This is a genomic window from Streptomyces sp. NPDC049541 (assembly GCF_044465725.1).
Lineage (GTDB): Bacteria > Actinomycetota > Actinomycetes > Streptomycetales > Streptomycetaceae > Streptomyces.
Window position 1 is genome coordinate 970,191 of the sequence record NZ_JBITLY010000002.1, and the last position, 12,636, is coordinate 982,826.

Annotated in this window: 11 protein-coding genes; 4 read left to right on the forward strand and 7 right to left on the reverse strand. The window is 70.6% G+C overall.

The genetic code is table 11. The features are described 5' to 3' along the window. Positions 1-3 precede the first annotated feature (3 nt). Positions 4-501 (forward strand): hypothetical protein, encoded by a 498-nt coding sequence (locus tag ACIBW9_RS11550; RefSeq protein WP_398953663.1) that lies wholly within the window; start codon positions 4-6, stop codon positions 499-501. A 6-nt stretch (positions 502-507) separates the two neighbouring features. Here the strand turns inward: ACIBW9_RS11550 and ACIBW9_RS11555 are convergent, their stop codons facing one another. Continuing rightward, positions 508-2,478 (reverse strand): N-acetylmuramoyl-L-alanine amidase, encoded by a 1,971-nt coding sequence (locus ACIBW9_RS11555; protein WP_398953665.1) that lies wholly within the window; start codon positions 2,476-2,478, stop codon positions 508-510. A gap of 290 nt (positions 2,479-2,768) precedes the next feature. Then, positions 2,769-3,911, reverse strand: a complete 1,143-nt coding sequence (locus ACIBW9_RS11560; protein ID WP_398953667.1) for an aminoglycoside phosphotransferase family protein — start codon at positions 3,909-3,911, stop codon at positions 2,769-2,771. Between the two features lie 244 nt (positions 3,912-4,155). Between ACIBW9_RS11560 and ACIBW9_RS11565 the strand changes: the two genes are divergently transcribed. Next, the gene (locus tag ACIBW9_RS11565; protein ID WP_351476676.1) at positions 4,156-5,646 is read left to right on the forward strand and encodes a hypothetical protein; all 1,491 of its coding nucleotides are present in this window, start codon (positions 4,156-4,158) and stop codon (positions 5,644-5,646) included. A 50-nt stretch (positions 5,647-5,696) separates the two neighbouring features. Here the strand turns inward: ACIBW9_RS11565 and ACIBW9_RS11570 are convergent, their stop codons facing one another. Then, the gene (locus tag ACIBW9_RS11570; RefSeq protein ID WP_398953670.1) at positions 5,697-7,091 is read right to left on the reverse strand and encodes a PP2C family protein-serine/threonine phosphatase; all 1,395 of its coding nucleotides are present in this window, start codon (positions 7,089-7,091) and stop codon (positions 5,697-5,699) included. Between the two features lie 396 nt (positions 7,092-7,487). Between ACIBW9_RS11570 and ACIBW9_RS11575 the strand changes: the two genes are divergently transcribed. Continuing rightward, entirely contained in the window at positions 7,488-7,901 is a 414-nt protein-coding gene (locus ACIBW9_RS11575) for an SsgA family sporulation/cell division regulator (RefSeq protein ID WP_398953673.1), read from the forward strand. 18 nt (positions 7,902-7,919) lie between these two features. Here the strand turns inward: ACIBW9_RS11575 and ACIBW9_RS11580 are convergent, their stop codons facing one another. The 3 genes from ACIBW9_RS11580 to ACIBW9_RS11590 all read right to left on the reverse strand — a co-directional run bounded on the left by ACIBW9_RS11580 (position 7,920) and on the right by ACIBW9_RS11590 (position 10,246). Further along, positions 7,920-8,528 (reverse strand): DJ-1/PfpI family protein, encoded by a 609-nt coding sequence (locus ACIBW9_RS11580; protein WP_398953675.1) that lies wholly within the window; start codon positions 8,526-8,528, stop codon positions 7,920-7,922. Positions 8,529-8,635: 107 nt separating this feature from the next. Next, the gene (locus ACIBW9_RS11585) at positions 8,636-9,733 is read right to left on the reverse strand and encodes a chemotaxis protein (RefSeq protein ID WP_398953676.1); all 1,098 of its coding nucleotides are present in this window, start codon (positions 9,731-9,733) and stop codon (positions 8,636-8,638) included. 90 nt (positions 9,734-9,823) lie between these two features. After that, on the reverse strand, positions 9,824-10,246 hold the full coding sequence (locus ACIBW9_RS11590; RefSeq protein WP_398953678.1) for a PaaI family thioesterase: 423 nt from the start codon (positions 10,244-10,246) through the stop codon (positions 9,824-9,826). Positions 10,247-10,325: 79 nt separating this feature from the next. Here ACIBW9_RS11590 and ACIBW9_RS11595 point away from each other — a divergent pair, with 79 nt between their 5' ends. Beyond that, positions 10,326-10,751 (forward strand): MarR family winged helix-turn-helix transcriptional regulator, encoded by a 426-nt coding sequence (locus tag ACIBW9_RS11595; protein WP_398953680.1) that lies wholly within the window; start codon positions 10,326-10,328, stop codon positions 10,749-10,751. A gap of 4 nt (positions 10,752-10,755) precedes the next feature. On the opposite strand, the gene ACIBW9_RS11600 is transcribed toward ACIBW9_RS11595, so the two are convergent. Beyond that, on the reverse strand, positions 10,756-12,342 hold the full coding sequence (locus tag ACIBW9_RS11600) for an alpha/beta fold hydrolase (RefSeq protein ID WP_398953682.1): 1,587 nt from the start codon (positions 12,340-12,342) through the stop codon (positions 10,756-10,758). Positions 12,343-12,636: the final 294 nt, after the last annotated feature.

The window sequence follows — 12,636 nt, forward strand, 5'->3', positions numbered from 1 at the left end:
GACATGTCGTTCCTCCGCCGCCGCAGCGCCACCCCCGCCGGGCCCGACTTCGACGTCCTGGCCATGGACCCGGGCGACTGGCCCGGCAATCTGGGCGCCGGCCTGCTGCCCGCCCCCGACGGCACCTGCCAGGGCGTCTTCCTGCGCTACGACCTGTTCGGCGGCCGCGGCCCCGCGATGATCATCGGCAACCTGCCCGAGGGCTCCCCGGCCCGCGAGACGGAAGAGGACGAGATCCCCTTCGAGGTGGCCCAGCTGCTGATCGCGCTCGAGAACGAGGAGGAGGTGAGCGTCGTCGGCGTCGAGGACATGCCGGTCATGCAGGGCGACAACCTCCTGATCGTGCGCCGCCTCAAGCTCTCCGAGACCCGCATCTCCTGCGTGCAGTTCGACCGCAGTGACAACGTCCTGGTGACCATCGCCGCCTGGGACCGCCCCATCACCGACGACCTGTACGCCCTGCTGAAGCCGCTCCCGGCGGAGCTGTTCCAGCAGGGCTGACACCGGCTACCGGCGGGACCGCACCACCTGCACGTCCGCGGCCCGTACGAACGCCACCCGGTGTCCGAACTGGATCTCGTAGTACAGGTCCTTGCCGACCACGACCCGGTGCGAGTCGGTGGTGAAGGTGACCGCGTAGTAGTACTCGCCCGGCACCTTGTCGCCGACCACGTACTTCTGCCCCTTCGGCAGTGTGTACGGCAGCGGCGACACGGCCTGCGCGGGCACCTCGGCCGGGTAGGCCGAGACCTCCGGGTAGGCCCGCCCGTACACCGGGACGCTGTCAAGACCCGGCTTCGGGGTGACCACGTAACCCGACGCGTCCACCGCGGTCGGGTGCTTCCTGGGGTTCTTGAACCACGCCTTCTGGCCCAGGTACCAGATCGCCGTCCAGTCCCGGTAGTGGCCAGCCACCGCGAACTGCTGGCCGGTGGACGCCCGGGAGCCCACGTCATTGACGTCGATCGTCGAGTCGGCGTTCTTGTGCAGACCCACGTCCTTGATCAGGGCGGAGTGCTCGTCGTGATCGGAGTACAGCCGCACCTCGCTGGAGCCGTGCGCCGCGCAGGGCTCGTCCTTGGTGACGCAGCCCGTGTACTCCGGCTGGTTGGCATCGTAGTCGGGCCGGATCGTCACCAGCCCGCCGCTCTTGCCCGCGGTCTTCCGGAAGGGGTGGCCCAGCAGCTCGAAGTAGTGCCGCCAGTCCCAGAACGGGCCGGGGTCGGTGTGCATGCCCGGGATGGTCGACGTCGTCGGGCCCGGCACATTGTCGTGGCCGAGGATGTGCTGCCGGTTCAGCGGGATGCGGTACTTCGCGGCGAGGTACCGCACCAGGCGCGCCGAGGCGCGGTACATCGCCTCCGTGTACCAGGCGTCGGGCGCGGCGAGGAAGCCCTCGTGCTCCAGGCCGATCGACTTGGCGTTGATGTACCAGTTGCCCGCGTGCCAGGCCACGTCCTTGGCCTTGACGTGCTGGGCGATGAGGCCGTCCGTGGAACGCAGGGTGTAGTTCCACGACACGTAGGTGGGGTCCTGGACCAGCTTCAGCACCCCGTCCCAGGTGCCTTCGGTGTCATGGATGACGATGTACCTGATGCTCTGCGAGGCGGGACGGTCTCCCAGGTCGTGGTTGCCGTAGTCGTTGTTCCCGAACTCCTCGTACGGCGCCGGGATCCACTGGCAGGACACCGACTTCGGGCATTCCGTCCCGCCCGCGGAGACGGTGCGCAGACCGGACTTCTCCAGCTGTGCGGTGGCGGGGGCGAGATCCGGCTGGGCGGTCAGCACGACGTGCTCTCCGGCGTCCGTCGTGCGCTGCTCGCCGGTGCGCATCACCTCGTACACGTCGTTCGCGTAGGCCGCCGCCGCCGCGGTGTCGTCCGCGCCCGAGAAACGGGCCACCGCCCCGTACCACTGCGCCGGGTCCGCGCTGAGCGGCTCTCCCAGCTCCTTCTGCTCGGCGGCCAGCAGCGCGGCACCGCCCGCCACATTGGCGGCCGGGTCCGTACGGAGCCGCTCGGCGCTCAGCCCGGTCAGGCCGGCCGCCTTCGGCAACGTCTTGAGCCGGGGCGGGAGTTCGGAGTTCTCCGGCACCTTCGTGTCCGGGTGCAGGGCGGCGCGGGCCGTGTCCCCGCGGGCGTCCCCCGTGCCGTCGCTGTGGCGCGCGATGCGGGCGATCGCCGTATGGGCATCGGTGAGGTGCATCGGGCCGTAACCGCCCGACACGCTCGGCGCGCCCCCGTGCGCGTCCCATCGGGACTGCAGATACGACACGCCCAGCAGCACGCTCTGCGGCACGTGGTACTCGGCGGACGCCGAGGCGAACGCCTGTTGCAGCCGGTCCCCGGCGGGCCGGGCGTCGGACGGGGCCGCCCCGAGCAGCGGCAGCAGCAGGGCCGCCGCGGCGAGGGCGCCGGCGGTTCTGCGGGCGCGTCTGTGGCCGGGCGCGGACGTGGGATCGGTGGCAGATCCTCGCAATGCAGCCTCCTGGGACGAACGAGCGTAGCGGGGCGTGCAGGGCCGAGCGGTGGGTCAGTGGTACCCGCTGGCCGACGATCCGTCAATCATGCCCAGAGGCAGGAGATTTCCCATGTCAACACGAGCGTGCAGGAGTTTCCCGGCGGCGGTGTGCGGGCCTGCGGGGCGTCAGTGGCGTACACCAATGGCCCTGTGCGGAGGCTTCCCCGAAAGGTCTGCCACGCGGGTGCGGACATACGAAGGTCCGCGGTACGCCGCTGTCCTGGGCGCACCGCGGACCTTCGTCCCCGTCAGCGAGTGCCGACCGCCGCGCGTACGGCCCGACGGGCCAGCTGGCAGTCGTCGTGCAGCCGCCTCAGCAGCAGCCGCTGTTCCTCGCCGGACGGCGCAGCACCCGGGTGGGCCACTCCCGGTGCCGCCGGGGTCGTGTCGTGCATCGAACGCTGCACGGCTGTCTCGTAGGTGCGGATCTCACGGGTCAGCACGAGCATCAGGTTCACCAGGAACGCATCCCGTGAGGCGGGGCCCGCCGACTGCGCGATCTGGCTGATCTGTCGGCGCGCCACCGGCGCGTCACCGAGCACCGACCACAGCGTGGCCAGGTCGTAGCCCGGCAGGTACCAGCCCGCGTGCTCCCAGTCCACCAGCACTGGACCGGCCGGTGAGAGCAGGATGTTCGAGAGCAGCGCGTCGCCGTGGCAGAACTGGCCCATGCCCTGCCGGCCCGCCGAATGCGCGATGCCGTGCAGCAGCTTCTGCAGGTCGCCCATGTCGCGGTCGGTGAGCAGCCCCAGCTCGTGGTACCGCGAGATACGGGCCGCGTAGTCGAGCGGGGCGTCGAAGGTGCCCGCCGGCGGCCGCCAGGCGTTCAGCCGGCAGATCGCGCCGAGGGCCGCCCTGATGTCCGCGCGCGGCGGTGCCTCGGCCGGGTGCCGCTGCAGTGCCGCGACCCGTCCCGGCATCCGCTCGATGACCAGTGTGCAGTTGTCCGGGTCCGCCGCGATCAGCCTCGGCACCCGCACCGGAGGGCGGTGCCGGACGAACGAGCGGTATGCCGCTATTTCATGTCGGATCCGCTCGGCCCATGCGGGGGAGTGGTCCAGTAAACACTTGGCGACGGCCGTGCTGCGCCCCGTCGTACCGACCAGGAGCACGGACCGGCCGCTGCGGCGCAGCACCTGCACCGGAGCGAACTCGGGACAGATCCGGTGCACCGACGCGATCGCCGTCCGCAGCTGGGCGCCCTGGGGGCCGGACAAGTCGAGTCTCCCGCTGAGCGGTTGGGTGCCGAGACCCGGCACGCGCCGCGGACGGGCCGCGCCGAGCGCGGGGGCCGCCGGACGCGCGGCGGGATCGAGGTAGGGGCCGCTGCCCGCCGGGCGGGAATGCAGCGACCGGGGCGGGGCGGACACGGAGGACGATGCTGCGTACATGGGCGAAACAGATCCCTTCGTGTGCCTGCGACGACAGTGCGCTGCCCGGCCCGGCGCCCCGGGTGCACCCTGGGGAATGCATCCCTTGTTCCAGAAGGCGACCGGGTCGGGGTGGCGCTTTCCTACCTGACACCCGATGCCCGGTGGCACACCATCTGGCGAACCCTGGCGAACCCTGGCGAATAGTCGCCCGGCAACTTGCACCGGGCTACTGTCAACTCAGCCGAGAACCTGGGGGCTTGACGTGAGCGGACAACCCAACACCCGCCTTGCGGACCTGTTCGGCCTGGCCGGCTGGTCCAAGGGTGAACTCGCGAGGCTGGTCAACCGGCAGGCGGCGGCCATGGGCCACCCCCAGCTGTCGACCGACACCTCCCGCGTGCGGCGTTGGATCGACATGGGAGAGATCCCGCGCGATCCGGTGCCGCGGGTGCTGGCGGCTCTGTTCACCGAGCGTCTCGGCCGTGTCGTGACCATCGAGGACCTCGGTCTGGTCCGGCACGGGCGTGCGGGGAAACGGCAGGACGCCGGGAGTGTGGAACATCCCGACGGTGTGCCGTGGGCGCCCGAGCGGACCGCGGCGGTCCTCACCGAATTCACGGGAATGGACCTCATGCTCAACCGACGCGGCTTGGTGGGCGCGGGTGTCGCGCTCACCGCAGGATCCGCACTCAGCAGCGCCATGCACGACTGGCTGCACACCGATCCGACCCTCTCCGCCGACGCTCCCGACTTCGACAATCCCCTGCACGCCGACCCCGCCGGGTTCGACCGCTACGAGGCCGCTCCCATCGGGTCGCAGGAGATCGAGGAACTGGAGCGTTCGGTCGAGGTGTTCCGGGCCTGGGACGCCGCCCGCGGCGGCGGGCTGCAGCGCAAGGCAGTCGTGGGCCAGCTCAACGAGGTGGGCGGCATGCTCGCCTACCGTCACCCCGACCATCTCCAGCGACGCCTGTGGGGCGTCGCCGCCAATCTTGCCGTCCTCGCGGGCTGGATGTCGCACGACGTCGGCCTGGAGCCGACGGCTCAGAAGTACTTCGTCATCGCCGCCCATGCAGCAAGAGAAGGCGGCGACCGGCCCCGCGCCGGAGAGGCACTTTCCCGGGCGGCGCGCCAGATGGTGCACCTGGGCCGGCCCGACGACGCACTGGACCTGATGAAGCTCGCCCAGTCCGGCTCCGGCGACGAGGTGCTGCCGCGCACCCGGGCGATGCTGTACACCATCGAGGCCTGGGCGCAGGCCTCGATGGGCAAGGGCCAGGCGATGCGCCGCACCCTCGGCCGGGCGGAGGACCTCTTCGTCTCCGACCGGGGCGATGTGCCGCCGCCGAGCTGGATGCAGATGTTCAAGGAGGAGGATCTGTACGGGATGCAGGCCCTGGCCTACCGCACCCTGGCCGAGCACGAACCGGGAGCGGCCGTGCACGCCCAGCACTACGCGGAGAAGGCGCTGGCCCTCAGGGTCGACGGACGGCAGCGGTCGAAGATCTTCGACTTCCTGTCCATGGCGTCGGCCTGCTTCATCGCCGACGACCCCGAACAGGCCGACCGCTATGCACGCCTCGCTCTGATGTCGATGGGATCCAACTCCTCCCACCGCACCTGGGACCGGCTGCGCCAGATGTACCGGCTCACCGCCGAGTACTCCAGCTACCCGAAGATCCACGAGCTGCGGGAGGAGATCAAACTCGCGTTGCCCAGGACGGCGAAGGGCGGCAACAGCGCACGGGCATAGGGGGCCTGTGCAGCTGCCGCTGCTTCATCTCACCGGGTCACCCGGGCGGTTCACCTCACCTTGGCGACGAGCAGGCACGCATCGTTCTCGCGGTCGGCCTCGCCGTACTCCTCGACGACCATCCGTAGGCAATCCTGCGCGGTCGCTGCCTCGCCCAAGAGCGGGGCCAGGTCGAGGAGTTGCTCCCCGGTCACGGTCTCCGTAGTCCTGCGCCCGGGCACCAGCCCGTCGGTGTGCAGCAGGAGCAGATCGCCCGGCTCGAGGGTCTCTTCCGCCTGCTGGTAGGAGGCCTGCGAGGTCGCTCCGAGCAGGACGCCGTTCGGTGCGTGCAGCCTGCGCCCCGTCCCGTTGCGGAACAGCAGCGGGGCAGGGTGTGCTGCCTGTGCCCAGGTGAGCGTGCGGGTCTCGGGGCGGTAGCGGCAGCAGACGGCGGTGCCGAGGGCGGGTTGCACGGTGGCATCGAGTAACTGGTTCAGCCAGGCCATCAGTTGCCCGGGCTCGGTGCCGGCCATCGCCATGCCGCGCACGGCGCCCAGCAGCGTCGCCATGCCCGAGGCGACGGCCACGCCGTGGCCGGTGAGGTCGCCGACGCTGAGCAGGGTCTGGCCGTCGGGCAGTTCCAGCGCGTCGTACCAGTCGCCGCCGATCAGCGCACTGGTCGAGGACGGCAGATGGTGCGCCGCCAGGTCCAGTGTCTCGGGCCGTTGCTGCGGGAGCCGCAGGGAACCGCGCCATGGCGGCAGCACGGCCTCCTGCAGCTCGACCGCGAGCCGGTGCTCGGTCTGCGCGCGGTGCTGGTGGCGCTGCAGCGAGTCACGGGTCTCGCTCACCACCTTCTGGCTGCGGCGCAGTTCGCTGACGTCCCGCAGTACGGCCCACATCGAGGCGGTGCTGCCGTCAGTGTCGAGCACGGGCTCGCCCATCATGTGCACCGTGCGCACCTCGTCGTCCGGGCGCACGATCCGGAACTCGCCGTCGATGGGCTTGGCGTCGACGAGGCAGTCCGTGACCATCGCCGTCAGCTTCGCGCGGTCCTCGTCCAGTACCAGGGAGGGCAGTTCGTCGAGGGTGAGAGCGGGGGTGACGGGGTCGCGGCCCAGGATCTGGTAGAGCTCGTCGGACCAGGTCGCCTCGTCCGTCAGCAGGTTCCACTCGGCGCTGCCGACCCGGCTGAGCAGCGAGTCGTGCCGGGGCGCGGAGGGCACGGGCGGCGGTCCGTCGCGCAGCTGCCCCAAGTGGGTGTCGAGGTCGCTGAGTTGGTGCAGTGCCAGATCGCACAGCGCGCGCTGCCACCGCTCCTGGGGGTCCGAACCGTCGCCGCGGGCGTCCTGCCGTACGGCGTCCACATCGCCCTTGAGTCGCCGCGTCTGCGATATCAGAGCCTCGACCGAGCCGCGTCCTGGCGGCTGGGCGGCTGGGTGATCCGCAGAGAGGTGGGACGGCATGACGCACTCCGATGCGGGGACGGTTCGACCGGGGCAGGCGGCTTGAAGGACCGTTACGACTGTGGCACAGCCCGCGACTCCCCGTAAGGGATTTGGCAACACACGATACGGTGGTGCTTCTGGCATATGCCACAGTCTTCACGGAGTGGTCGTGCGGTGCGAATGGCGTACGTCGCGGACTGGTCAAGTCGTAGGCAGCGTACGTGATTTGAAGGGTTGTTGTGAATTTCGGATGCGCGTTCAGCCGTGCGTTCGACGCCTCATTGTTCTAGTCCTCACCGTGTGACGCAGGTCACACAGAATGGCAAGCGCTTCCGCGTAATGCAAACGGCTCCTGCGGGGTCGTACAAGCACACCGGAAATCCGGCCGACCTCCGACCGCAGTGGAGACCGACCATGGACCTCACCCTCGAGCAGCCCGCCCGCGGCCGTCTGATCACCGCCGACGAGCGGGAGCTCCCGGTTCCCGCCACGCTGCGCTATGCCGCCACGGACCCGCTGGCCGTGCACCTCCACTTCCCGCCCGAGGTCTCCCTGGACGGCACAGCTGTCACCTGGACCTTCGGCCGGGCCCTGCTGGAAGAGGGACTGCGCCATCCCGCCGGTACCGGTGACGTGCACATCTGGCCGTGCGGACAGGGCCGTACCGTCATGGAGCTGCACTCTCCCTACGGCCTGGCCCTGCTCCAGTTCGGCACCGCCGCCCTGCGCCGGTTCCTGCTGCGCACGTACGCCGTGGTGGCGGCCGGGCAGGAGGACATCGGCGCGGCCGTCGAGGAGGGGCTGAACTCGCTGTTCGGCAATGTCTGAGGTCCGGTGCGCGACCGGTCAGCGCAGTGCGGCCGCGCCCGCGCGGACGGCCCGCAGGGCACGCTCGACGCTCTGCTCGTTCTCGCCGACCGGTGCCACGTAGTCGAGGACGCCGCGTGCGGCGTCCTCCCCGAGGGTGCGGGTGATGACCCAGGTGGCGAGATACTGCGAGGCCAGACAGCCGCCCGCCGTGGCGATGTTCCCCTCGGCATGGAACGGCGCGTCCAGCACGGTGACGCCGCAGGCCTGGACGAAGGGCCGGCTCGTCCTGTCCGTGCAGGCGGGCATGGAACGCAGCAGCCCGAGTCGGGCGAGCACCAGGGCGCCCGAACACTGGGCACCGATCAACTGCCGTGCGGGGTCGAGCGGCAGCCGGGAGATCAGCCGGTCGTCGGCGACCACGTCCCGCGTCTTCACCCCGCTGCCGATCAGCACGACGTCGGCCTCGGTCACGAACTCCAGAGGGCGCTGCCCGGTCACCTCGACGCCGTTCATGGAGGCGACCACCGGCTCGGGCGTCGTGATGAACGCCTCCAGACCGTCCTTCCGGCACCGGTTGATCAGCGCGGAGGCGATGAAGCTGTCCAGCTCGTTGAATCCGTCAAAGGTGACCACGGCGACCTGCATGAACATCTCCTCGAGGCACGGCACCAGAGATCGCAGTCTCCCAGCGGTGCCGTGCCCGGGTCGCGGGCCAATCCGCGAACGGTGGCCCGCATCGAGGCGGGCGAGGTTCAGTAGCGCAGGATGCCCGCGATCCCGTGGGCGTCGCCCAGCATCCCGTCCGGGACGAAGCGGACGTCCGCGCCCGTCTCCAGGCACTGTTCGACGATCTCGTCCACGATGTCCTCGCGGGAGTCCAGATCGCCGCTCTCGGCCGGGATCAGATGGCCGCCGAGGACGTCGCGCACCGTCACGCGGTAGTTCTCCTCGACCGCGAGCAGCCGTACCCGGCCCTCGCGGGCGCTCTGCCAGACCTCGTCGACACCGGCGGCGAACGCCTTGCGACCGCGGGCCGCCTCGAGCTCCCGGGCCACGGCCTCGGTGCTTCTGCGGGCCTCCGCGGCGACCTTCGGCCGCACCGCCTGCCATACGGCGTCGGGAGTGCCGTGCGCGAGACCGCCGTGCGACACGTGCACCGCCTCCTTGGTGACGCTGCCGACCTCGTCCATGGCGGACAGGGCCGCCTGCTCGCCCGTGACGTACAGCGGCCGCGGCTGCTCGCGCAGGACCATGCCCATCGCGGCGTCGGCCTCCCGCAGGAAGTGGCGGGTGTCCTCGTCGCGGAAGGTGCTCGGCATGTCGCCGATGCGTTCCTGCCGTTCGGCGTCGAAGTTCACCGGGCGCCTGGTCATGGGGAATCCGCCGGACCGGTCCTCCGTGACGCGGTCGGTGCCGCCGCTCCACAGGGTGACCTGGTCGGAGGAGACCGACAGTACCCAGAACGGCCGTTCGGCCGCGTGCGCGGAGACGAGGTTGCGGGTCAGAAAGGTGTCCGAGAGCACCACGCGCTCCGGCACCGAGCGGGCGAGCGACCACACCTGGTGCTCACCGGGCGCGGCGAAGATCACCAGGCCGTCCTCGGCATGCGTCAGATCCACCTCCCGAAGGGCCTGGTCGAGCTGGCGGACCACCTCGGAGCGCCGTTCGCGGGTCACCGCGGGATCGGACTCCAGTTGCTTCTTGGCCTCGGCCACCACATTGCGCAGCCGGACCGGATCCTGGGCGTTCTCGGGCTCCCGGCGGTGTGTGGGCGTCAGCACCGACACGGCCGGATAGGCGCGCGGGCGCCGGAGCTCGGAGAGGGTTGCGGGACTCAGGTCGTGCTCCATACCAAGCACGATAGGGCCGTTTGCCTCAAAGGGCATTAGGGACGGCCGCACTGGGCAATCAGGGCAATCAGGTCAGTTCTGGCTTCCGGTCTACCGCTGCTCGCCGTTCGGCTCGATCACCGCGATGTTCCCCTGCGCCACCGCACACAGGGTCTGCGCCCCGGCGGCGTCGATCGTGATCAGGTCGCAGCGGGTGACGACCCGGGTGCGGCCGGCCCGCACCACCTGGCCGTGTGCGCGCAGGATTTCGCCGATGGCGGGGCGCAGGTAGTCGATGGTGAACCCGGACGTGATCAGCCCCGCCCCCGCGACGGTGCCCGCGGCGAGCGTCAGCGTGTTGTCGGCCGCGTAGGAGAGCACTCCGCCGTGCACGAAGCCGTACTGCTGGAGCAGCTCCTCGCGGATGTCCAGTTCGAGGGTGGCCTCGCCGTCCCCGAACTCCGTCACCCGGGCGCCCAGCATCCTGCTGAAAGGCTGCTGGGCGAGGATCTTGCGGGCCAGCTCCAGATCCATCTCCTGCTCACCTCTTCAACTCACTTCACTAGTGAAGTGAGGGTGGCGGGAGCCGGTGCCGTCTGTCAAGATCGGGCCCATGCCCGAGCCTGATCAGCGTCTTTACTTCCTGCTGCAGCGGGCGGCGCACCAGTTGCGCACGACGGCCGACCGCCGCTGCCTGGCCGCCGCCGGCGTCACCACCGCCCAGCTCGGCGCGCTGTTCGCCGTACAGGACCAGCCAGGGCTCACCCAGCAGGAGTTGGCCCGCATCCTCGGCCTGCGGGAATCCGCCGTCACCGCCCTCGTCGGACGGCTCACCGCGGCGGGTCTCCTGCTCAAGCAGCAGCATCAGCATGAACACCGGGCCGTGAGGCTGGAGTTGACCGAGGCAGGCGCCGCCGCCCTGCGCGCCGCACAGCCGGAGGTCGACCGTCTGAACGCGCAGCTGCGGGCGCTGCTCGGGGACGACGGGTTCGTACGGACGGCGGGGGCGCTGCAGCAGCTCGCTTCCTGGGAGGGCTGACACGTCAGGTGGCCGGGGTCTCGTGGTCCTCCGGACCGCACGAGCTGCCGTTCGGCGGCAGGCTGCCGTAGAGCAGGAAGTCGTCGACCTTGCCGTGCACGCACTTGGAGGACGCGTAACCGGTGTGGCCCTCGCCCTTGTTGTCGAGCACCACGGCCGAGGACCCCAGGCGCTTCGCCGTCTCCACGGTCCAGCGGTACGGCGTCGCCGGATCGCCGCGGGTGCCGACGAGCAGCATCCTCGGCGTGTGGAGATCGTGCACACGGTCGCGGATGAAGTCGGTGCCCTTGGGGCGGCCGTAGCACATCAGCAGCTCGGTGAGGCGGTAGCGGCCGAAGACCGGGGACGCCTGCTCGTACTCGGCGCGCAGCCTGCCGAGGTCCTTGACGATCTGGTCGGCGCCGGGGCGATCGGGATCGTCCGCGCAGTTGATCGCCATGAGCGCCGCCGGAAGATTGTCGAGCGGCACCTCGTTCTCGTCGACCAGGCCGCCCCCGGCATGCTGCCGGAAGGGAAGCGCGGCCCCGCCGGACGAGAAACCCAGCACCCCGCGCGCGTCGCCGTCCTCGACCAGCTCGGCGATCGCGCGCTCCAGCGACGGCCACAGGTCCTTGCTGTAGAGCGCCTGGCTGATCGCCCCCACGAGGTCCTGCCCGGTGAATTCCGGGCCGAAGTCCGTCGGCAACGGGTCCTGGTCGAGGGAGCCGACGAGCTGGACGACCTGCTGCCGGGCGGCGCGCGGATCCTGGCCGAACGGACAGGCGATGTCCTTGGTGCACCAGGTGATGAAGTCGTCCAGGGCCCTCTGCTGTCCCTCGGCGCCCGCCACCCCCTGCTCGGACATCGGTTCGGTCAGCGTGTCCACTCCGTCGAGGACCAACCGCCCGACCTTCTTGGGAAACTCGGCCGCGTACACGGCGCCGAGCCGGGTCCCGTAGGAGAAACCGAGGTAGTTGAGCTTCTTGTCGCCGAGCGCCGCACGCATCACATCCAGGTCGCGTGCGGCGTTCACCGTGCCGATGTGGGGGAGCACCGGACCCGAGTGCTTCGCGCACTGGGCGGCCGCCTCCTTCAACTGCCGCAGCACGGCCCGCGGATCGTTGCTCTCCCCGATCCCGTCGGCCGCGGCGGAGGCCTCCTCGGAGCCGTCTCCGCAGCTGACCGGCGAGGACCTGCCGACCCCGCGCGGGTCGAAGGTCACCACGTCGTAGCCGTTGGTGAGCCTCATGAAGTCCTCGCCGCCGGAGGCGAGTTGGCTGACGCCACCGGCGCCGGGGCCGCCGAAGTTCAGCAGCACCGAACCCCGCCTCTTGCCCGTCGCCCGGTAGCGGGCGAGCGCCAGGTCGAGCGTGCCGGCCTTCGGGCTGGCGTAGTCCAGGGGGACCGTGACCTTGGCGCACTGGAGGTCCTTGGGCATGTCGTCGCCCTTGCACCCGGACCAGGTGAGCGTCTGACGGTAGAACCGCGACAGGTCGGGCCCGGTGCCGTCCGAGGCCGCCGTGGGCAGCCCTGCGGTCAGCAGGGAAAGGCCTACGGCTCCGGTGGCGGCGAAGCGTCGGACAGCGGGCCGCGTTGACAGCTTGACCAGCATCAATGCCTCCCGGGGCGCCCGCCGGGGACCGGGGGGAACGGCGCCCTCGATCACGATAAGCGGATGCCGCGGGGCGCGCCTCCGGGCGAGCGGGACCGCGCAGGATGCCTTATCGTGCGCACCTTCCCCGCGGATACGGCGGTTTTGCCGCCCGTTCGACAACCGGGCCGCTCGATGGAGTGAAAGCCCGATAAGCCATAACTCGGATGGTTTCCCTCGCGTTTTATCCGGTGCGGGCCAGTGCCCGCTTCTCCGGCGCGGGTATGTGCCCGCGACCATGTCTGGAAGGCAGGG